This is a genomic window from Salinarimonas soli, from assembly GCF_008386575.1.
Taxonomy (GTDB): Bacteria; Pseudomonadota; Alphaproteobacteria; order Rhizobiales; family Beijerinckiaceae; genus Salinarimonas_A; species Salinarimonas_A soli.
Genome location: NZ_VUOA01000032.1, coordinates 46995 through 68080, shown reverse-complemented (window position 1 = coordinate 68080; position 21086 = coordinate 46995). Strand labels below are relative to the sequence as shown.

Genomic DNA, 21086 nt, shown 5'->3' with positions numbered 1-21086 from the left:
AGCGGGAGCGATGAGTGATGTGCCCTCTCCAGAGAGGGCTCAAGCTCATCGGTTCCAGCTAAGGATAGAAGATGATCGACCGAGGCAGTCTTCACCGCAACGTTTCCAACATACACCTGGACTTCAGCAGCATCCTTCCCTCGCCTTCATTGGGCTTATTCTGGTTTGCTCGGACTGAGCGCCAAACCTGCGTCTTTGTCGGTGCGGCCCGCTCTTTTGTTGAAGTGGCAGAGATAGCGGGTTTCAGAACGTTGGAGGAAGGACACGTTGAGATCTGGCCATTCATACAGCGTCGGGAGTCTTACTTGCGCAGCTACGAGTACGAAGATTTCCCCCGTGGCCGCGTTAACTGGATCGCGGACGAGAACACATGGCTTCTTTTGCTCGATCAGAAACTCAATTCACAGCCGTACATCAAGCGGATCGTCGAATGTTGGCGCATTCCGACAGAACGCCTCCGGGTCGCTCCTGATCCTCACTATCGCAGCAGCGAACGGGTGGGATCACCAGAGAACTTGTGACAGCGATAGACTTCGGTCGCAGTTGATGTGGTGGAGCAGCGAGGCAGAGGATGCCAACGGTGGTTGTACCAATCTACTCCCGTTATCGCGCCCGCGCGCCTCGACCTGCCAGACTATGGAACGCCAAGGGCGGTGCGGGCCGCAGCAAGGCAGTCGCGGAACCGCTGCTTCAGTGCGTCAGGGCTGATGATCTCGACGGCATCCCCCCAGGTGAAAAGGTGCCATGCCATTTCGGTCAAACCGGCTGCAGTGAACGCGACCAGCACCGAACCGTCGGGCTGGTCGGTTACGACTTGGTTCGGGTGGAAGTGGAAGCGGCGCGCATCGGCTGCAGCGTCCCGGTTGAAGCGCCACAAGACATCGAACCGTTCCCCCTCCCAGAATGCTCCGAAGGAGCGGCTCGCGAACGTGCTCAAGTCGAACGCCGGATCGCGCTCAAAGGTGTCGCTCAAGACCTGGACCGCGTCGATGTTAGCCAGCACGTATAGCCGATGCTCCTGCACCTCCGGGTGTGTGTTGAAGGCCACCAGGTAGTCGCGCGAGCCTGCCAGGAAGCCGTATGGGTGCAGCCTCGGGTGTGACACACCGCCCCCATCACGGCGGTTATAGGTTAAGCGGATCTGACGGTTTGAAAGGAGCGCTTGCTGGAGTTGGTCGATGATGTGTGAATCGACCTTTGCCCTTGGTCCGGGCCGCAGAAGGACGCCACTCGCCTCCAGTAGGACTTCGACATCTGGCTCAAGGCGGCGCAAGGTTGGCCGGGGCATTGCGGCTTCTAACTTCAGCGTTAATCGCTCAAGACGCTCAGCCTCGATATAATTTCCTTGCTGCCTCAAGTTCCGGGCCGCCAGCTTGAGGGTGGCAAGCTCATCTAGGTCCGGGACGGCAAATGCGCGGATGTTGTCGGACGGTAAAGTCCATCGCTTCATTCCATCGTCGGTGAAACTCGAAACGAGTGCCCCGCCGGTTAGCCGGTCTAATGCATCTCGCATCCGCTCAACGGTTCGACGGCCGACGTTAAGTTGGTCTGCCATCTGGTCGAGCGTTAATCCGCCACGCGCCTCGGACAGAAGCAAGCCGAGCCTTATGAGCCGCTCGGCGGGGGAGTAGCGGCACACGTCAGCGGGGGCTCGGTCTGGGCTGCGCATCGGCATAGGATGGAGCAGTAGGAGACCGAACGTCCAGTTTTGTCGCAGGCGTGACCGACATGAAAGCCGGACCGCTTTCATGTCCGTCGTAGCTTCTTCTTGCAAGAAGGACTGTCACAAGCCTCTCATCCGATAGCAGATCCGAGGTAGCGCTACCACCATCCCGCTCCTCAAGGAGCCGTCCTGCCCTAGGGGCGGAGCGCGTACCTTTGCTCGTCGTCCACGACGAAATACCATCTGTGCGCCAGGCGGGTCGCGAGCTTCTCCCGCAGAAGGGCTTCGTCCAGGGGCCTGTCCTCCACTTCCCGAACCGCCTTCCGGACGTCCTCCGGCAGCACGTTCAGGATCTGCAGAGGCTCCCGAGCCGGCTCAGGCACCACAAACGGCATCGCTGCTTGGCGGCACGGGTGCACTCAGCGAGGCCGACCTCGCGCGAGCCCTGCGTGAGTTCCGGGACACGGTCATCGCTGTAGAGACGTCATCCTGGGAGTCTCATCGTTCGGTTCTCCGCGAGGCAATGATCGAAACGTTCATTGCTCAGCGCATCACCGACCCCGACGAGTGATTTAGCAGGGTGCCCTAGTATCAGCGTCAAGGCACAAACCCGGCCGAGAAAACGCTATATATCGAGCGCATCTGCGATCTGGTGGCTCGGCTCGCCAGCAAGTCGCCGCCGAAAGCCAATCCTCCGGCCTTCGAGCTCACGTCACCACCGTCCCAGGAGCGACCGCATCAGGCATCGCTCTTCGGCGGAGCCGGCTCGCAGATCCGCGTGGCACCCGCCGCGGCCGCGGCACCGGCTGCGGCGGGAGCCCAGCCTACCGGCCCCGCGAGCAGGGCCGCTACGCCCAGGAGTTCTACACCACAGTGAAAACCGCCTACACATTCGACGGGAACGAACCCTACGTGCCGAAAACCCGCGCGAGCGAGTAGGACTCAGGGCAGCGGGGTACAGCCTCCGAACGTCACCGCCGAAGTGGGAGCGCTGCCCTTCGCTCTCAAGGGTTTCCTCTAAGCAGACATGCCGGCTCGGTCCTCACGAGCGAGCCTGCTAAGCGGACGCCCGTGATGAGCGACTGACGCGCAACGAAAGAGCCCCCGCTCCGGGGCGAGCGGCTTCAGGGTGCAAACGCACCTCCGATGCCGGCCATTACGGGCGGGGGCTGATAACGTCCCTAGTCGGGCGCCCTCATCGTCAGGCAGGCGCGGGCAAAGGACCTGGCCGGAGTACATCCGTTGTGGCCGGGTCCCATTGAGGGGGCTGGTGACGCCCGCCGCCTCGAAGGCCGCCAATATCCGCTGCGGTAAGCCTGATCGGTGAGGCGGTCCCATGGTAAGCCTATCACGAAGAGTGCTGGTCCGGCGGTACGAACCCCCGTTGCAGCCCCGTGAGCTTGGATTACTATCGGCCGAGCACATGCCCGCGCGACAGATTCATCTCAGGTGGACGCGACGGGGTTATGTATCGAGGGGGCGATGGAAGTAATAGAGAAAGATGTTGCGGCGACATCCGCCGTGCTTGAGCTCGCTTTAGAAAGTTGGAAATTCCAGAAGCTCTTTATGAGGGCCATGTCCAAGATGGACATGGCGGAGGCGGCGCGCTTCAGCAATCAGCACCGGTATTTCATCAAGCGGATCGGCGATTGCCTCGGCGATGTCGGTATTCGCTTCGTCAATATCGAAGGGCATCCCTATGACGCCGGAACAGCAGTCACGGCTCTCAATCTAAGCGACTTCGACCCCGATGACGCTCTGATCGTATCGGAAATGATCGAACCTATTGTCATGAACACATCCGGCCTTGTGCGCGCCGGCACCGTAATGCTGAAGAGGGCCGGGGCATGAAGAACTACGTTGGTATTGACCTCGGTACCACGAACAGCGCTATCTGCTCGTTCGACGGTGAGAACGTCCATCTCTACAAGAGCCCCGATCAGACGGACGTCACCCCTTCTGCGATCTTCGTAGACCGTCGCGGCAATCGTTATGTAGGCCTGCGTGCTTACAACAACGCGGCCCGCAATCCCGAGAACGCGGCCCTGCTCTTCAAGCGCCTCATGGGAACTTCCACACCCGTGAAGCTTCCGGCGGTCGGTCTGACGATGACCCCGGAAGAGTGCTCGGCGGAAGTGCTCCGTACACTGTTCGGCTACCTGCCCGAAGCAATCCGCAATGACGACGAGGTAGGTACCGTTATCACCGTCCCTGCTGCCTTCAATCAGATGCAGAAGGACGCGACGATGGAGGCCGCACGTTCTGCCGGCCTCGGGAAAGTAGCGCTCATGCAGGAGCCGGTCGCGGCCGTGATGAGCGTTATGCGCAGCCGCCAAGGGGACGGCATCTTCCTCGTCTACGACATCGGCGGCGGGACGCTCGACATCGCCATCGCCCAGAGCGTCGGCGGTCGCGTGAGCTTGCTCGGCCAGGGTGGGATCCCGATGTGCGGCGGGCGCGACTTCGACCGCATCATCTTCGATAACCTCATCATGCCCTGGGCCGCGTCGCAGTTCGACATCGGAGCCGATTTCGTCGGATCACAGGATTATGTCCGCTTCCGACGCATGGCCGAGTTCGCGGCCGAGCGCGCCAAGATCGAGCTGTCCAGCCGCGACGAAGCGATGATCGCCGCAACAGAGTCGGAGTGCTCGGCTCGGGACACGTCCGGACAGGAGATGTACATTGACGTCCCGGTCACCCGGTCGCAGATCGACCAGCTCTTCCATGGCAAGATCCAGGAGAGCATCCAAGCCGCTCGGGAGACCATCGAGAAGGCTGGCCTGACACCCCATGACATCCAGCGCGTCGTGTTCGTCGGAGGCCCCACCCAATACAAGCCATTGCGCGACCTCGTCGCCTTCGAGCTCGGCATCGCCGGGTCGACCGACGTCAATCCCATGACGGCGGTGGCGGCCGGCGCTGCCGTTTTCGCGGAGTCCATCGACTGGAGCAGCCACAGCCGCTCGCGCAAGAGCGCCCGCGGGAGCATCGACGCCGGCTCAGGATTGAACGTGCTCGTCAACTTTCCGGCCAGGACCCCGGATCAGAAGACGAAGATCGGCTTGAAGCTCGGCGCCCCTGCGCCGGCCGGATCTACATTCCAGGTAGATAGCCTCGACACCGGCTGGTCGTCTGGGCGCGCTCCGCTGAAGGACGGGACGATTCTTGAGGTGCCCCTGGCGAAGCCAGGTGAGAACACGTTTAAGCTCTTCGTCTTCGATCCGAGCGGCGGCCCAGTCGCGCTCGGACAGGACCGGATTGTCATCACGCGCACGGCGGCGACCATCGATGCGATCCCCGCCTCCCACTCCATTGGGATCGAGGTCAGGGAAAAGGGTGACCAGGTCGTGATCGACTACCTCGTCCGCGCCGGAGATCAACTGCCAGCGCGTGGCAAGCGGGCCTACAAGGCAGGCGAATCCCTCCGTGCCAATGCTCCGAACTCGCTACGATTTAAGGTTTGGGAGGGTGATATCGCGCACCCGATCTCTGACAACACGTTTGTCGGCCTGTTCGAGATCAGCGGCAACGATTTCGAGAGCGGCGTGATCCCTGCTGGCGCCGACCTGTTCCTCACCTATGAGATCAGTGACGCTGGCACGATCAACATGGAGGTGACCGTTCCCAGCATCGGCGGTGAGTTCCGTAACAGCCGCAACTTCTACTCCCGCAATGCTGCCACCGTCGATTTCAGCCAGGCGGCGAAGCGCATCCATGAGGACGCCGAGAGCACAGCGCGCCACATCGCCGAACTCGCCGCGAAAGTCGATGACGACGCGCTCGCGGCCGCGCGCGAGCGGGTGGATAGGGCCAGTGCCATCCCGGAGGACGAAACCAACCCCGAGACTGCGAAGCAGGCCATGGAGGACATTCAACGCGCCAAGCAGCTCCTTGCAGCGGCGCGGAAGGCCAATCTGAAAACCATTAGAAGGATGGAGCTCGACAGCGTCACCGAAGCGTTCAACAACCTGGCGCGACCGCTCGCAAAGCCGAACGAGGTCTCCGCGTTCGATAACCTGCTAGCCGAGGCGGAGCGCGCGCTCCCGTCCCCAGGAGCGGCCTTCGAGAGCAGGGTCGACGAACTGCGTGGCAAGATCTTCTCGATCCTGGCCCGGCAGGAATGGTTCCTGGTCGACCGCTTCAACTGGTACGCGGAGTCCCCGCACCTCTTCGCGGACGCCCGCGCCTATGCCTTGCACGTCGCCGACGGTCGGCAGGCCATTGCGGTCAACGACATCAATGGCCTTCGCGGGGTGCTCGGGCGAATGGAGTTCAACCGCATCGCGGCGCCAGGGGCCGACGATCTTGTCGCGGTCGCGAATATCGTAAGGGCCTGAGCGTGACGTCAGATCCGTGGCTCCCGAAGGGCTTCGCGCTTGCCGTGTCAGTAGCGGTGGGACGCCTCATCGCTGCCGGTGACCAATGGCAGATTGTGGAGACAAGCCACGGTGGGCGAGCTCTGCTCGCCCACTCGGGGTTGGCCGAACGCTGGTTCCAGGCGGGGATCGTAGGAGAGGAGAACTTCGTCACTGTCACCTTCGGTGCGGTGACACGCCATGCCCTGGTCAGCGGTCCCGATCACATCCTAGCGCCGCTCGACCGGTGTCATTCCCCTTCCAACCTCAACGAGGCGCTCGCCTTCGCGATGGCCTTGCGCGAGACCCGCGCCAATGCTGGCCAGGTCTCACTACAGGACGGCGTCTACGCGGAGGGCATTACCCGCGTCCTGCCCCTCTATGCTGCGGACGCCCAGGCGAATGATGCGCTTGTACTCGGGACCTGGCTCACGGGCGGCCTCCGAGTTCCGGTCTCACCCCTAGACCGCATCCAGTCGCTGCTGACCTGGCTTCCGCCAGAGGCGTTGGTCAGGATTGTCAAAACCGCCGGTCTGAGCCCTGAGGGTATCGTCCCGGTTCAAGCGGGGAGGACAGGAGCCGAGTTCGCCGGCACCCCTCCGAGGCAAGGCATGGCAGAGGGCAGGTTCAAGCTTCCGGGCCGTGCCGGCCTTGAAAACTTCTTCAACGATCACGTTGTGGATGTGGTTCAGAACCCGGAGCACTATCGAGCCCTCGGGATCGGAAATCCCCCTGCGATCATCCTGGAAGGCCCACCAGGCTGCGGAAAGACGTTCGCGGTCGAGAAGCTTGTGGAATTCTTGGGCTGGCCGCAGTTCACTATCGAGGCGAGCAGTATCGCAAGCCCCTACATCCACGAGACAAGCCGCAAGGTCTCGCAGCTTTTCCGTGACGCCATCGGGGCCGCCCCGGCGGTCGTCGTGATCGACGAAGTGGACGCATTCCTTTCGGAGCGCGATGCAGGGCCTACCTCCCAGCACCGCGTCGAGGAAATCGCTGAGTTCCTCCGTCTGATCCCCGAAGCCATCAAGGCCGGTGTTCTTATAATCGGAATGACCAACAGAATCGACGTGATCGACCCAGCGATCCTGCGACGGGGTCGTTTCGATCACGTCGTGAAGGTCGATTTCGCCAGCCGCGAGGAGATGCTCGACCTTCTCCTAACACTCCTGCAAGGGGTTCCGGTGAGCGAGGATATCGACCTCCAGGCCTACGCCACGCGCCTTGTCGGCAGGCCATTGTCGGATGCCTCGTTCATTGTGCGAGAGGGGGCCCGCCTCGCGGCGAAAGCACGCAAAACCCAGATCGATGCCGGGTGCGTCGAAGAGGCATTGAGCGCTATGCTTGCCCGTGACGGCACCCGCACCAGCGCCCGCATCGGCTTCATCTAAGGGGACTGCATCCATGGGGCACACGGCTGACAAGGAAGGGACAGCAAGGGGGTTCGCCGGTCTGGCGTCCTTGGCATCGACGATCTCCCCGGCTCCGGCGCCAGCACCCAAGGCGCCGCCCGCCGATGTCCGACCGCAGGAAGTAGCGCCGCAAGCGGTTTCCACTGTCCCGGCGGCACCAAACTCACCGCTCCTCGGCAAACTGGTCATCGTCGGCTTGGTGCTCGCCGGAGCATACGTGGTCGTCACCAGCCAAAGTTCGCAGACCGCCAGCCGTGCCCCAGAACCAAGTGTCGTAGCCGCACCCCGTCCGGCGCCGTCCTCTCAACCGGTTTCACGACCAGCGCCTCCTCAGGCCTTGGCCTCAAATCAGGTGGTCAACGAGATCAAACCGGCCGTGGGTACGGGCAACGCCCTCTCCCAAGCCGAAATCCGGTACTGTCTGTCGGAGCGGATACGCATCGAGACCATGGAAGCCGTGGTCAACACGCAGTTCTCCGGGCAGGTCTCACGCTTCAACGCCAGCGTGGACGACTACAACTCACGATGCGCCAACTATCGCTATCGGCGATCCGACATGGACGCCGCGCGGAGCGCCGTCGAAGCCAATCGGGCGAGCATCGAAAGCGCGGCCAGGGCCCTGGTTTGGAGCTGGCGATGATCAGTCCAGGATCTGGGAGATACGGGCCACTGGCTTCTTGAAGAACATCCGGATGAGGTGTTCCAAGACGTGGACGTTGTCATAGCTCTGGTACGACAGGGAAACATAGACCTTCTTGTCATTGCGGGCGCCGAGCACAAACTCACCATTCTGGCTCCAGACGTTGACGTCGCTCCAGCTCAGATCGACACGCTCGTTGGCGCCAAAAACTCTATGCCGAATTAGGCTGACGCTGTTGTCCCGAATGATAGCATCCCCAAACGCAATCGAGTTGCCGTTGCGCAATTGGGCCACGATCTGAATGAGGATGGGAACGCCGGCCGCCTTCCAGAGCCTGTCGACCGTGTTCGCATAGACGTCCTTGTTTCGCATCGAGATGTTAATCGTGCGCCGTGCGTCGCCGACCATGATCATGAGGTCGGTTCCGGTCGGGATGCCGTTGATAGAATGACGGGTCGCTCCCCACCGAATGCGCGTGATCTCCTCCAAGGGTATATGTTGTCCCTTCCAACTAACTCCCTTCGGGGAAATCGATATTGAGTCCTTGAATATGAGGCCCACCTCGGCGCTGTAGGTGATCTCACGTTCGAACTCCTGCCGGCTCAGTTCTGATTGCCGCCTCTGCTCGACGGCATCCTTCAAGAATGCGTCGTCCTCGGAAACCCTCTCAGCGATGTCGTCCACGATGGCGAACCGCTCCTTAAGGAACGTGGTCAGACGGGCAGGCGCATCGATGAAGCCGTAGTCGTTGTGTAGGTTGACGGCCAACCCCCGCATCTCGAATGCGATGTCACGACTTGGTCTATGGGTCAGGCCAATGGGCTTGTTAACTATCAGAATTGGGCGCGCGACCGACAGGTAATTCTCCGCAACTTGCTTCATCTCCTCGACAACTGGCAGCACCGCCGACTCGCCTGTCGCACCGAGCTCGCGAGCACGCGTAGCTAGTTTCTCGATGTTCTCGGCCTCGCGTTCGATGAAGCTCTGGGCGTTGAGCTCGTAACCCTCGACGAGATCCTGAATGAGCGCAGGAGCCGGCTTGCTGCCATCCTTCGTGCTGCGCGCGGCAACGGCGTCAACGATCTTCACGACAGATTGTGCCGGAAAGCGTTCGAGGAGCGCGGTTGCGCATGACTTGTAGGCGCGCTTGCGGACCTCGAATTCTTCCGCGACTGCATCGAGGTCACGCTCGGGGGTGAAACCCGCGACCGCTCGTTCCTCGTTGATGTCCCTGAACACGTCTTCCAGGTCGATTGCCTCGACTGCGATAGCAAGGCGGGTGATTGCGGTAGCAGCCTCGGCCGCAGTTATCGAGCCGCTCAACGCCTCGATGAAACTCGCGAGAACATTCGCACGTGCTAATGGCGGAAGCTCGCCGGCCGTCTCGCGAACCGCAGCCGTTGAAATGTCATCAACGAGCTGGGAGGCCTTGCTCGGTGCCACCCCAGGAAGCCATGCCATCTCAGCTGTCAAACGCCGCCGTGGGCTCATCAATGCTCCCTGCGCGTCTCGGCAATCGTCGGCGTCACGGATTAATCCGGCCTCGTCGGCGAGTTCGATAATGCGCGTGCGGTTGTCCCGGGTCGTTGCCCCGATCAATCTGAACGGATTGCGGTGGAGGGACGTCTGGGGCGCCAATACCTGCTCAACGGTCGTCATTCGGACTTGGCTTTCACTCGCGAGGATCGAATCCGGTTTGCCGGACTCTAACATCACCCGTGTGGCGTTCCATCAGTGGTGAGCAGTACCGAGGGTTAACCTTGACGGGCATGGCTAGAGCTGCACGCAAGTCCGGACCGCAATGCTAGGGTCATACAGCCAGAAACACGGAACCCCCCCTCCGGGGCGAGCGGCGCCGGGGTGAGATCCTCGCTACGGAGGCCGATGTCGGTCAGGATACGGTCGTCGAGGTCGACCGTGGACTGCACGGCGCGACGGTTTCGGAGCGTTCTGATGACACCTGTCAAGCCGGGGATCAGAGTCATCTATATCACTAGTGACATCGCAATATAGAGCAAACGAACGTCTCTTAGGCCGCGCTACCGTCGCTCTCCGCATCGACATCGGCGCAGCACTCGTCCGCGAGGAAGCCCAGGAGACCTTGGATCGCCGGGTAGTTGGCCCGGGAGATGAGCGTGGTGCCCTGACGCTCCTGCGTGACGAGCCCCGTCACGATGAGCCGATGCAGGTGATGCGACAGCGTCGACGCGGGAACCCCGACCTTCTCCTGGATCCGGCTGACCGGGAGCCCGTTCTGGCCCGCCCGCACGAGGGTGCGATAGACCTGCAACCGGGTCGCGTTCCCGAGCGCCTCAAGCTGCTTCGCCACTGCTTCGACGTTCATAGAGTGATGCATGACTCCGTCGCGGGGGAGAGTCAAGGCTTAATTCGATAATTATGGAATAATAGTTTGACCAGCCCGATCAGCGCCGCGGGAGCGGCCACGAACCACCCACGCCGAGGCGCCTGCTCAGCCAAAAGGCGATGTCGGCGTTCAGGTAGACTTGGATCCGGATCGCTTGCCTACCGCCCTGCCGGACGGCTCGGTTCGAACGTCGCATGCCTACCCAGCGCCTGAGCCTTTTGGACCGATGCGCCGCTCGCTTTCTGGATTTCAAATTTCTCCAGGGCGAGCACCCACTCGCGGGCCTCCTCCAGCAGGAGCCTGCCCTTGCTGCTGTGGTTAAGGCTTAACTATGGAAGCTCGAAGTGCGCCAGCAACGGCCCGCGCGATGGCGACTGAGCGGCTCGGCGTGGTATAATACGCGCCTTCACCAAATTCTGACCCTGCGCAAGCCCGACGCCGTCACGGCGCCGGGCTTGCGCCGTCGCATTTTCCGGAGGCATCCCATCGATCAGAAACCTACTCCCGCGTTCCTAGGCGCCGGGGGGCGCTCGTACGCGTCCCAGGCGGCCATCATCGCCGCTTGCGACCCCGAGATCGGAGCATCGGTTATCGTCCGCGTCACCGTGCCTGGTGAGCCCCGGCTGGACTTGGGCGGGCTGCTGCCCGGCCACGTCGCCTTTGTCCCGGCGACGGCGGCGGCCCCGAGCGTCGCCGGCGTAGACGTCGACCTTGCCCTCTCGGCCACGCTCGGCAAGAGCCGGAACGTCGTTCTCGACCTTCCCATCACGTTGCTGGCCGACCATGGGCTCCGAGAGAGGATATCGACGCCCGTCCTGACCGTCGGCCCGTCGAACCTCGACATGCGGCTCGCCCGAGCGGTGCTGCGGGATCCCGGGCTGATGACCACCACCGAGCGGACCACCCTGGTCGACGGGAACGGGAGGGACCTGCCCTCTCCCCCTTGGATCCTCGGTATGGGGCGCTCGGGAGGCTGGCGCGACGCCGAGATCCTGGCGCGCGAGTTGCGCGCCGCCGACGATGACGAGGTCGGCCCGGCCTGGCCGCAAAGGGTGCTCCCGGTGGTGTTGCCCGAACTCTCCCGCGAGGAGATTGAGTCGCTCGCGACGGGGTGGCCGCTGCCGCGGGCGGACCAGGCCTGCCACCGCCTGGGCGTCGTCCTGCGCGCGGTGGCCCGCGATCCCTATGCGCCGGGCCTCACCCTGTCCGACGTGGCCGAGGCGGGCCTGCCGGCACAGGCGGACGACCGCTGGACCCCGGGGAGGCTCTACGATCTCGCGGACGACCTCGTGGGGATTGCGGCGGATTCCCGCCCGACGCCCGATGATCTCGCAGCGGCCCCGATCCTGGAGAACTGGTCGCCGGCCCTGCGGGCGGTGCGCTCGATCAGCGGTGAGGTGCATGGCCACCCCAGCTACCGGCCCGGGGCCGTGATCAACTCCTCCGAGGTCTATGCGAGCGATGGCGCCACGTGGGTCAGAACCTACAGCCGTTGGTACCGGCTTGGGCGGCCGGCCGCGGCCAGCGTATCCCCGCAGACCGCCAACTAACACCCGACCCTGTCCGATCCACCGTCTGGCCGCGGCTCCCCGAGCCGCGGAAGGGAGGAGCCATGCCTGCACGCAACAACCGTCAGTCGGCGCGGCGCCGCGCGCACGTGCCGCTCGACGGATGGCGCAAATCGCCGCCCGCGGCACTGGAACAGGGCGACGTGGTCGGTCTGGAGAGAACCCTGGCCGCCGTGTCGATCCTACGCGAGCCTCGCTGGGGCGAGGCCCTCGCCGGCGACGCCGGGGCAGCCGCGGCGCTCGCCATCGAGGCGCTCCATGGGGGAACGGCTCATGTGCGACGGGACCTGGCGATGTCCCTGCTCGCGCTCAGGGCACTGCGGGGCGACGCGACGGCCGCGCTGATCGTGGCGCACGGCCTCACGCGCCTGTCGCGCCGGCATGCTCGTCCGAGGCTCGCGGAGCTCGCGGGGGAATGGATCGCCTGGAGACGCGACGGCTCCGGCGGCTCATCAACGATGGAGGGTGCATGACGATCTCACGAAGGATCGCGCGCGCGGTCGTGCTGAGGCATTTTCCGCGGAGCCTGCGCACGGCCCTGGGCGACACGGGCGCCGGCGGCGAGGCGATGCGTGCACTCGCCGCGGACGCGCGAGCCCTGGATCCCGGACTCGGCGGCGCAGTGGACGCCCTCTCCGCTACCGTTCTGGCCGGGGGCCACGACATGGCCGCCGATGGGGCGCTCGCGTTGGGAGGCGTGGTCGCGGCGCTCGACGGGCTCGCGGTGGCGTCCGACCGCCCTGCAGCGCGCGACGTCGCGGACGCCCTCCTTCTCGTCCTCACGCCGTCGGACGACAGGGCTGCCGCGACGCGGGTCGTGCATGCGGTCTGGAGGGACCTGGAGCGCCTTGGTGAGGTGGGCGCCGCGCTTGAGAAGCTCGCCCTCGTAGCGGCGACCGGTGCGGACGATGACGACGGCGATCCCTGGGACGGGTTGCCGGCGGAGGAGCCCGAAGCTGACGGCGAGCCCCCCGCCGCCCAGGGGTCGCGAGCGGAAGCCCTCCGGGCCTGGCGAGAGGCCTGCGGGGCAGCGTACGACGAACTCAAGCTCCAGGGCCGCATGCTCGCCCTCGGGCTTGCGGCCATCGCCGCCGGGCGCAAAGTGACGAGCTACGGCACCGAGGCGCTGGCCGACAAGGCGCTTCGCGTCGGACAGGAGCTGCTGACGCCCATCGAGCGCCAGGTGCTCGCGTCCGACCGCCGTCGGATCGCACACGATAAAGCGAAGGCGGCCGAGGCGAAACGGCGCCACGAGGAACGCGAGCGGGCCAAGGCGGAGGCGATTGGGGCCGGCACCGAGGGCCCCAAGGTCCCCGAGGGCCACGTCGTGGTCTGCCGCACCGCTGCGGACACGGGCCGGGGTGCGGAGCTGGTGAAGCCGTACAAGGGGATCGTCGGAAAGGCCGTGCCCCTCGTCCGCACCGGCGATCTCGCGGCGGTGCGGACGAGTCTTCTTCGCGAGTATCCGCACGCGGAGGAGGCCGTCGGCGCGATCCTGGCCGGGATCCCGCGCCCCTGGCTCAAGCTCGGTCACGTGCTCATCCGCGGGGACCCTGGGGTCGGCAAATCCAGATTTGCTCGTCGGCTAGCCGAGCTCCTGGGTGCGGGCTTGCTGAGAGTGGACGGCGCGAACGACGGTGGGGCGTCCTTCGGTGGCACGGAGCGCCGTTGGTATAGCGCGGAGCCGGCGCGGCCTTTCATGGCGGTGACGCGCTTCGGGCAGGCGAACGCGCTGGTGCTCGTGGACGAGATCGACAAGGCGCCGACCCGCAGCGACTACGGAAGGCTGTGGGACGCCCTGCTGGGTTTCCTCGACCCGGAGACCGCCAAGCGTTTCCCGGACCCTTGCCTGCAGGCCGAGCTCGACCTGAGCTGGGTGGGCGTGATCGCGACGGCGAACCACACCTTCCACCTCCCCGGCCCGCTCATGGACCGGTTCCGCGTCGTCGTCGACCTGCCGAAGCCCGGGCCGGAGCATCTGGAGGCCCTCCTGCCCGCGGTGCTTGCGGACCTTGCGTCCGAGAAGGGGCTCGATCCCCGCTTCCACGCGCCCCTCGACGGGGTCGAGCTCTCGGCCCTGCGTGCGCGCTGGCGGGGCGGCTCGTTGCGCCGGCTGCGGAGGATGGTCGAGGCCATCCTCCGGGTCCGCGAGCGTGGTGGCGCCGCGCTCCACTGAAAAATCCCGATCACGCATGATGAACCCAGGAGGGCAAATGACGCACCGCCTGCTCTGCATCGACATCGAGACCGTCCCCGACGGCGAGCTGGTGCCTCCGGACTGGCCGGAGGACAAATTCCCCAAGCTGGCGTGGCACCGGATCGTCGCGATCAGCCTTGTCGAGGCCCGCATCCTCCGGATGGCTGGGGTCGAGCGTTACGAGGTGACCGCCTGCCGATCCGGCGGCGAGGCGGATTGGGACGAGGGGCGGTTGCTGCGTGCGTTCTGGTCGTTCCTCGATCCAGGCCACGACCGCGTCGCGACCTGGAACGGTCGCGGCTTCGACCTTCCCGTCCTGCGCCTTCGGGCGATGGTGCACGGGATCCCGGCGGCGGCATGGTACTCCGCGGGCGACAAGTGGACCAACTACTCCTCGCGCTACTCGGCGGACATGCATTGCGATCTGATGGACCAGCTCGCCGATCACGGGGCCGCGTCGCGCCTCGGCCTCGACGACATGGCGCACGCCATAGGATTGCCCGGCAAGGTCGGCGGGCACGGATCGTCGGTGGCCCGGATGGTGGAGGACGGTGAGATCGAGGCGGTGCGGGCGTACTGCGAGGCCGACTGTCTCAACCTCTTTGCGCTCTACGTGAGGTGGGCGCTCCTGACGGGGAGGACCGACCGGGCCGGGCATGACGCCAGCATGGAAAGCCTTGTCGCGTGCCTGGAGCGCGACCGTGAGCGGCGCCCGCATTTTGGCGTGTTCCTCGACGCGTGGCGCGCGTCCCGGCGACCCGCTCCGTTCAAGGTGAGCGCGATTGTCGAGGGTATGAAAACGCTTCCCTAACCAGCGGGCACGAAGGGCGCCATCGGCCCCACGATCCCTCTAGCTTTATCATTTCGATAGTTCTAGAAATATCGACATACGGTGCACGCCGCACCGTCGCAAGGGAGTGACAGATGATCATTGCCTTCTACTCCGACCACCCCAGCGCCGCTCACGCGGCGGTTCTCACGGCCGACACCCTCGCCCGCGTCGACCAGTCCGTCCTCCTGGTCCAGGTGCCGGCGGACGGCTCGCGCGCGGGCGATACGATCCGCACCGGTTCCCTTCCCGCCGTCAAGGTGGCCCACGTCGCGATGGGTCCGCGCGCCGCCCACGACCTCGGGACCGTGCTCGACGACGCGGTCGCGGCCGGGCGCGATGTGGTGCTCGCGCTGCCGTTCGAGCTGCTCGGCGCGTCTGCGCTCTCCGCCCGTGCCGACCTGAGGGTCCTTCCCTGCGGGCGCGACTTTATGGCCACGGACGAGTCGAGGAGGGCCGCGCGTCGACCGGGGGATGCCGGCGCCGCGCCTTGGATCCTGGCCTGCGACGGCGACACGGGCGTTCCCGGCCGTTCGCCCCTCGGGCTCGTGCTGCCCGTGAAGATGCCCTGCCTCTGCGGCCAGGACTCGCGGGCGATGATGGTCGGGATCACGTCGGCCCGGCTGCAGCGCCGGGCGGTGCTGATGACTGCGGCCATGGTGGCCGCGTCGGTCGATCCCCGTCGACCCCTCGACCGAGTGGCCTTCGCGAAACTCCTCGGCGACGCCGAGACTGCGCCCAGGGAGCCGCAGGCCCTCCTGCGGTCCCTCGCGGAAGCGTACGACCGGCTCGCGCCCGATGCCGTGGAGGTCCGGGCCCGCCCCGTGACGTCCCCCGCGCGCCGGCCCGTCGCCCGTGGCCCCGTCGCGACGCGGCGCCATGCTCGGGCGCCGGGTGCCGCGCTCGGCCCGCAGGCCGTGTGCGGCAGCCTGGCCCGGGCGCTGCGCGTCTGATGCCGCGAAAGAGAGGTAAGCGATGCCCCAGGCGATGAGGGAGCGCGGCGCCGCCGCGGCGAAGGACGGGCGTGCCAGGGCCGAGCGCGGCCGGCGCAGGGTTCGCGGGGTCCCTAGGACGGGGGTGCGGCAGCGCGAACCCGGGGCCGCGGTCACAGCGCGATCCAGGACGTGCGTCGCGCGACGGCGCGTCGCTGGACCGCCGGCCGCCGACGCGCGCCATCCCGCGGTGTGGGACGTGCTCCACGACGACGGGCAGGACCCTTCGGAGGTCATCGAGACGGCAATGCTGCTCGATCCGGGCTTCGACGACTGGGGGTGCGATCTGCCCACCGCGTTGCGTCTCGCGAACCAGTGCGGCGTCGAGCGGGCGTTCGCCGTCAAGGTCGACGGTGACAACCTGATCTGAGGGGTAGGTGCTGCGGAGCGGGTTCTCGCCCCCGCGCTTGCGACGTCCACATTGCCGAGTCCCGGGTTCTAGAACGGCTCCACCATCCAGGTCCGGGCTCGCTCAAGCCGACAAGCACGATCCCAGCGCCGACCCGTCGCAGGCGCCCATTGTCGCCTGCGTGCCCCGGATCAAGCCTTGAGGCACAACTGGATTCGGGGATGAGCGGTGTCGGACTTCCGCATGGGCGCAGAGGAGGCTTCCAGCGATCATGGGAACCGAGTCGTTTCGGTCCGCTCCCTCGCCATACGGGAGTCCTGGGCGAGACGGGAGCGGCGCATCCCCGGTGCTGCGCCAAAGACGTCCGAGTGGCTATCGATGCGCGAGGTCAGTGGCCGCACGGGGTTGAGCTTCAAAACTCACGCATTCCAAAGGATATGGGCGGACTTGGTCGCCGAGTGCAGCGAGGGGCATTCCGTGACGCTCGGCGGCGAGGTCATTCGCATGGCCGCGTGCAGGATCAAGGGAGTGGACCGGTGGTGCCTCCACGAAAGTGCCCTGCCGTTGATCGTCGCGTCCGTCGAGCCCCCGCCACAGCGCCTGCCGCGCCCACCTGGATGGCTCATGCTGTGCGAGGCTGCCGAACTCCTTGCCGGTCGTGTCGATCCGAAGGTCATGGCCCAGGCATGGCGGCACATAGCCGAGCGCGCGCTGAAGGGCGAGGCTCCCAAGCTGTTCGGCACTCCGAGCGGGCTTGTCCGGATGCACCTTACCGGGCTCAACCGCTGGGTAGTCGCGACGAGCGAGGTCGAGGGTCTTGCTCGCGTGCTCGAAAGGGTCTTTCCGGCCCTGCCGCATGGCTTCATCACTTCCGAGGACATCAGACAGCGCCTGTTTCGCGAGGTGAGGCCCTTGGTTCCAGGGCTGCTGGCCCACCTCCATGGATCAAGCGTGAGAATGGCACCCCGGCCCGGCGTGGACGATGGGCCCTCCGTTCGGCGCTGCTTCCATACCGGGCAACCCATCCACTGCCTCGACGAGCAGACCCTGCCGGCGTTCACCGCCCTCGCGGGTGACACCTTCGACCGCATGATCGCTAGAGAGTTGGAAGCAGACGAAGCGCTGGATGCAGATGATGATGTCTCAGTTAATTTTGCTCCATAGCTCTCCCGAGCCAAAGCGCTGGAAATCGATTCACCATGATGAAGTTATCTACATGTTGACCAGGCCTGCATTGAGTATGATGATGCCATCAACCCGGTCTGCTTATAGCGATTGAATCGATTGGTATTGCCGAAGATTCACCATACAGGTTGATGCGCCCGGCCTGACGAAGGATATTCGCTCCGGGTATCTTCCAAATGGCGCGTTCGCGCCTTATGGTTCTGACATGGGAAAAGCCGAGAACACACGTCCCCGCGCGAGCGGGATCGGACGGTCGCCTTTGCGCGCCGGCTGCCTTCCCAAGAAGGCGTCGTAGCGCAGAGCTCCGCCTGATCTCCAAGCAACGGACTGATCCGACGTCCTTCGGGGCGGCGCTCGGCTGCACCCTGGCGTACCGGCCTTAAGCCGTGTCGCCGGTCGCCTCTCCACGCACGTGGATGGCGTCCGGCGACACGGTCCGGGGGGAGGTTATGCCCACGAGGTTCCATTCGCCAATCCTGTTCGGCGGTGGAACACAACTGGCGGAGGTGGAGGGTCCCGGCGGTCGGGGCGGAAGGACATGAAAAAGGGGCGTAGGGCCTGCACGCCCTACGCCCCTCACCAGGGTCAGGACCCCGGTGCGTGTCCGAACGCTTTTCCCAGACACCGCCCCGGCTTGCCGGGACAGCCGCCTTCATGACCGGTCCGAGGCGTGGACGCCTGTCCACGCGCCGTTCCGGATCACGGTCGCCGAGATCGCAGGCCATGTCGGGCATGGCTTGAGGACACTCGGAGACTGCCGTTCGGACGCATCCTGATCGTCCGCATCGAAAATAGCCCGACGCACCGCGAACCACAACCCGCCGGACGCCCGTCCGCGCGGCACGGGAGGGCTTTTGTCATGAGACAGTTAACCAACCCCTGGGCGCAGGTCAGGCGCCGTAACCATAGGTCCGGCCGGCGCGGGCCGGGCCGGAGCGGCTCCGTCTCGTTCCAGGCGGACTTCGCCGTCACCACGAGCCTGGGGCTCCCGGTCTTCCTGGAGGGCCCCGAGGGGCGCCCCTACAGGCCCGTCCTCCACGTGACCGACGACGAGAGCGGGCTGACGCTGCTCGACGTCGTCGTCCACGAGTGCTGAGGGGGCGCCGGTGAGCGAGAATCCCGAGACGGATCGCGACGGCCCGTTCCCCGACCCGGCGCATCGCACGCCAGGGCCGGTCGCCGGCCTCGACAGCCTCGTCACCGCACGCGGTGTCCGGGTCGACGTCCTGGTGCGCCGACTGTCGACGGTGGCCCTGGCCTCCCCGGCCACGCCCCACGGCGCCGCCCTCACCCTCGTGCGGGACAGGACGTCCGCGGCGGTCGTCGCCGCCGCGGTCGGCGCGGACGCCCCCTCGCCCGAGGCGATGGCCGCCCTCTTCGAGCACGCCAGGCACCCTGAGGTCGCGACGCTCTGGACCTGCCCGGTTCGACCGTCCGGCATCGTCGTGGACGACGACCTTCTCTGGTCGGCGGGCGCGGCGGCGGATTGGTCCCGTGACCACGGGGTGCGCATCGACCATCCGGCCATGTGGCCCCTCTGGCGGCGCGAGCCGGACGCGTGGATGGACCGGGCCTGCCGGGAGATCGTCGCGGCGGTCGCCAGGCGCAAGCCGCCCCTCGACCACGAGGGCCGGATGAGGATCTCCGTCGAGACCCTCGCCGAGGTCGCCGGGGCCTGGCGGCACGACTTCGAGCGCCGACCGTGGCCGGTGACCGGCATTGCGCCGAGCGACCGGTGGCGGGCCATCCTGGGGGAGCTTGCGGCCACCGTCCGGTCCGCTCGCGACCCGGATCCCAAGCCGACGTCCGACCGGACGCCGTGACAGACGGCAAGGCGGCAAGCCCACCACGGCCGTCCCAACCCAATCGCAAGGCGCCGGCCCCGAACGGGAATGCACCCCGGGTCGGGTCCGGCACGGGCTTCCCGAGCCGACGGCCGGCAGCCGTCACCCTCCCTTCAGAACCCGACCGGGGTCTTCCATGCGCAACCTGACCGACCATGTGCCCACCCTGTCCGTTCCGGCCGTCCGGCGCGCCGCGACGACGGTCTCCACCCGTGCGGTGGCGGCCGGCACCGCCGTGCCGCAGGTCCACCCCGCCGACCTCGGCCTCGCCGCGGCCTCCGCTCCCCTCCAGTCCCGCAGGCCCCGCCGCACGGCCGTCCCGGACGTCGTGCGCACGGGCAAGGTGTTCGGCGGCGTCGTGACCACGACCTGCTCCCTGGAGACCGCCGCGGTGCAGCGCCTCGCCTGCGACCCGGACATCGAGCTCATCGCCCTCCGTCCCCACGTGCTGCTCTACCCGCGCCAGGGGGGCGGCATGGTCCCGCAGGCCTTCGTGCCCGACCTCGTCGCGCGCCGTCGCGACGGCTCGGTCTTGGCCGTCGCCCTCGCGTGGACCTGGGAGCGCGACCGGACCGGCACCGACCGGATCCGCGACGAGGGTGCCGTCCGGGCCGGATATGCGGAGCTCGGCGTCGGCTTCGAGGTCTGGACCGAGGCGCGGCTCTTCGCGCGCCAGGCGAGGCTCAACCACGCCCGGATGCTGCGGGAGCACACCCGCGAAGAGGCCGGCGGGACCGGCGCCGCCGACTTGGCCCGCGCCAGGGACGCGATCTCGCGGATCGGCTTTCCGACCACCGTCGGGCAGGTGCACCGCCGGCTCCGGTTCGCGTGCCGGCGCGGCGTCTCGCGAACCCTCGCGGCGATCATGGCGCTGGCCATGGCCGGCGAGGTGTCCCTCGACCTGCGCAAGCCTCTGGATGGCGCGTCCGCCATCAAGAGGGGGACGCTGCGATGAGCGGTCACGCCAACCGCTCCGGCGCCTCGCGGGCCGGCGTCGCGCGGACGCCGACGCTCCTCTCGCGCCACGTCGGCAAGCCGCAGCCCACCCGCCGGGTCGTGACCGGCAGGCGGGACTGCATCACGGGCGAGTACCCGTCGGGCAAGGCGCAGATGGGCTACCGCATGGTAGCCTACGAGGGCCTCCTCGCGCGCGACTACATCGTCCTGATCGAGGACGATCCGTGCGTCGTGTCCTACCAGGAGGAGCCGGCGCCCTTCCGGTGGTTCGACGGGGCCGAGTGGCGCCTGCACCGTCCCGACTTCGCGGTCCGCTACGACGACGGCAGCAAGGTCTGCGCGCAGGTCAAGCCCGCGAGGCGCGTCGCGAGCCTGGGCGGCATCGGAGCCTTCGGTCTCCTCGCGGCCGCGGCGAAGGCCAACGGATACGACCGTTTCGAGCTGTGGACCGAGCTGACGATGGACGCCGTCCGCCTCGCCAACGCCGCCCTTGTGGCGAGCGAGCGCACGTTCCTGGTCGACGAGGTCGAGCTCCACACCATGCGGGTCACCGTCGACCGGTTCGGCGGCGACGCGCGCATCGTCGACCTGAGGCTCGCCTCCGGGCTCGGCGACCGCTCCTTCAGGGCCGTCCTGGCCCTCGTCGCCCGGGGCGAGCTCGCCCCCGTCGACCCGTTCCGCCTGCTCGACGACCACGCGCTCGTGCGGGTGCCCGCCTAGTTCCACC

Annotated in this window: 19 protein-coding genes; 16 read left to right on the top strand and 3 right to left on the bottom strand. The window is 66.3% G+C overall.

The features are described 5' to 3' along the window. The first annotated feature begins 71 nt into the window (after window positions 1–71). The gene (locus tag F0L46_RS17735) at window positions 72–521 is read left to right on the top strand and encodes a hypothetical protein (protein ID WP_149819983.1); all 450 of its coding nucleotides are present in this window, start codon (window positions 72–74) and stop codon (window positions 519–521) included. Window positions 522–634: 113 nt separating this feature from the next. Here the strand turns inward: F0L46_RS17735 and F0L46_RS17730 are convergent, their stop codons facing one another. Further along, window positions 635–1597, bottom strand: a complete 963-nt coding sequence (locus F0L46_RS17730) for a helix-turn-helix transcriptional regulator (RefSeq protein ID WP_188312028.1) — start codon at window positions 1595–1597, stop codon at window positions 635–637. A gap of 1548 nt (window positions 1598–3145) precedes the next feature. On the opposite strand from F0L46_RS17730, the gene F0L46_RS17725 reads away from it, so the two are divergent. The 4 genes from F0L46_RS17725 (at window position 3146) to F0L46_RS17710 (ending at window position 8073) form a co-directional block, all read left to right on the top strand. Beyond that, the gene (locus F0L46_RS17725) at window positions 3146–3514 is read left to right on the top strand and encodes a hypothetical protein (protein ID WP_149819979.1); all 369 of its coding nucleotides are present in this window, start codon (window positions 3146–3148) and stop codon (window positions 3512–3514) included. After that, window positions 3511–6003, top strand: coding sequence for an Hsp70 family protein (locus F0L46_RS17720; RefSeq protein WP_149819977.1), 2493 nt, complete (start codon window positions 3511–3513; stop codon window positions 6001–6003). Before F0L46_RS17725 ends, F0L46_RS17720 begins: the two co-directional genes overlap by 4 nt. Before the next feature lie 2 nt (window positions 6004–6005). Continuing rightward, window positions 6006–7412 carry an ATP-binding protein gene (locus F0L46_RS17715; RefSeq protein WP_210247656.1) on the top strand — a complete coding sequence of 469 codons (1407 nt, stop codon included), beginning with the start codon at window positions 6006–6008 and terminating at the stop codon, window positions 7410–7412. 373 nt (window positions 7413–7785) lie between these two features. Further along, the gene (locus F0L46_RS17710; RefSeq protein WP_149819975.1) at window positions 7786–8073 is read left to right on the top strand and encodes a hypothetical protein; all 288 of its coding nucleotides are present in this window, start codon (window positions 7786–7788) and stop codon (window positions 8071–8073) included. On the opposite strand, the gene F0L46_RS17705 is transcribed toward F0L46_RS17710, so the two are convergent. After that, the gene (locus tag F0L46_RS17705) at window positions 8074–9786 is read right to left on the bottom strand and encodes a hypothetical protein (RefSeq protein ID WP_149819973.1); all 1713 of its coding nucleotides are present in this window, start codon (window positions 9784–9786) and stop codon (window positions 8074–8076) included. It abuts the gene before it with no gap. Window positions 9787–10102: 316 nt separating this feature from the next. Then, window positions 10103–10417 (bottom strand): ArsR/SmtB family transcription factor, encoded by a 315-nt coding sequence (locus F0L46_RS17695; RefSeq protein ID WP_149819969.1) that lies wholly within the window; start codon window positions 10415–10417, stop codon window positions 10103–10105. Between the two features lie 365 nt (window positions 10418–10782). On the opposite strand from F0L46_RS17695, the gene F0L46_RS17690 reads away from it, so the two are divergent. The 11 genes from F0L46_RS17690 (at window position 10783) to F0L46_RS17645 (ending at window position 21079) form a co-directional block, all read left to right on the top strand. After that, window positions 10783–11988: a DUF6634 family protein gene (locus F0L46_RS17690; RefSeq protein WP_149819967.1), complete on the top strand. Its 1206-nt coding sequence runs from the start codon at window positions 10783–10785 to the stop codon at window positions 11986–11988. A gap of 62 nt (window positions 11989–12050) precedes the next feature. Next, complete coding sequence (locus F0L46_RS17685; RefSeq protein ID WP_149819965.1) at window positions 12051–12479, top strand: hypothetical protein; 429 nt, start codon at window positions 12051–12053, stop codon at window positions 12477–12479. Then, window positions 12476–14182, top strand: coding sequence for an AAA family ATPase (locus tag F0L46_RS17680; protein ID WP_240540045.1), 1707 nt, complete (start codon window positions 12476–12478; stop codon window positions 14180–14182). Before F0L46_RS17685 ends, F0L46_RS17680 begins: the two co-directional genes overlap by 4 nt. Beyond that, window positions 14160–15014 carry a 3'-5' exonuclease gene (locus tag F0L46_RS17675; protein WP_240540044.1) on the top strand — a complete coding sequence of 285 codons (855 nt, stop codon included), beginning with the start codon at window positions 14160–14162 and terminating at the stop codon, window positions 15012–15014. Before F0L46_RS17680 ends, F0L46_RS17675 begins: the two co-directional genes overlap by 23 nt. A gap of 113 nt (window positions 15015–15127) precedes the next feature. Further along, complete coding sequence (locus F0L46_RS17670) at window positions 15128–15985, top strand: hypothetical protein (RefSeq protein ID WP_149819963.1); 858 nt, start codon at window positions 15128–15130, stop codon at window positions 15983–15985. A gap of 238 nt (window positions 15986–16223) precedes the next feature. Beyond that, window positions 16224–16394 (top strand): hypothetical protein, encoded by a 171-nt coding sequence (locus F0L46_RS26250; RefSeq protein ID WP_188312027.1) that lies wholly within the window; start codon window positions 16224–16226, stop codon window positions 16392–16394. Between the two features lie 357 nt (window positions 16395–16751). Continuing rightward, the gene (locus tag F0L46_RS17665) at window positions 16752–17537 is read left to right on the top strand and encodes a hypothetical protein (protein ID WP_149819961.1); all 786 of its coding nucleotides are present in this window, start codon (window positions 16752–16754) and stop codon (window positions 17535–17537) included. Window positions 17538–18417: 880 nt separating this feature from the next. Beyond that, window positions 18418–18654 carry a hypothetical protein gene (locus F0L46_RS17660; protein ID WP_149819959.1) on the top strand — a complete coding sequence of 79 codons (237 nt, stop codon included), beginning with the start codon at window positions 18418–18420 and terminating at the stop codon, window positions 18652–18654. A 10-nt stretch (window positions 18655–18664) separates the two neighbouring features. Then, on the top strand, window positions 18665–19381 hold the full coding sequence (locus F0L46_RS17655; RefSeq protein ID WP_149819957.1) for a hypothetical protein: 717 nt from the start codon (window positions 18665–18667) through the stop codon (window positions 19379–19381). A gap of 157 nt (window positions 19382–19538) precedes the next feature. Next, window positions 19539–20357: a hypothetical protein gene (locus F0L46_RS17650; RefSeq protein ID WP_149819955.1), complete on the top strand. Its 819-nt coding sequence runs from the start codon at window positions 19539–19541 to the stop codon at window positions 20355–20357. Beyond that, window positions 20354–21079 carry a hypothetical protein gene (locus F0L46_RS17645; protein WP_149819953.1) on the top strand — a complete coding sequence of 242 codons (726 nt, stop codon included), beginning with the start codon at window positions 20354–20356 and terminating at the stop codon, window positions 21077–21079. The genes F0L46_RS17650 and F0L46_RS17645 overlap by 4 nt, the downstream gene beginning before the upstream one ends. Window positions 21080–21086: the final 7 nt, after the last annotated feature.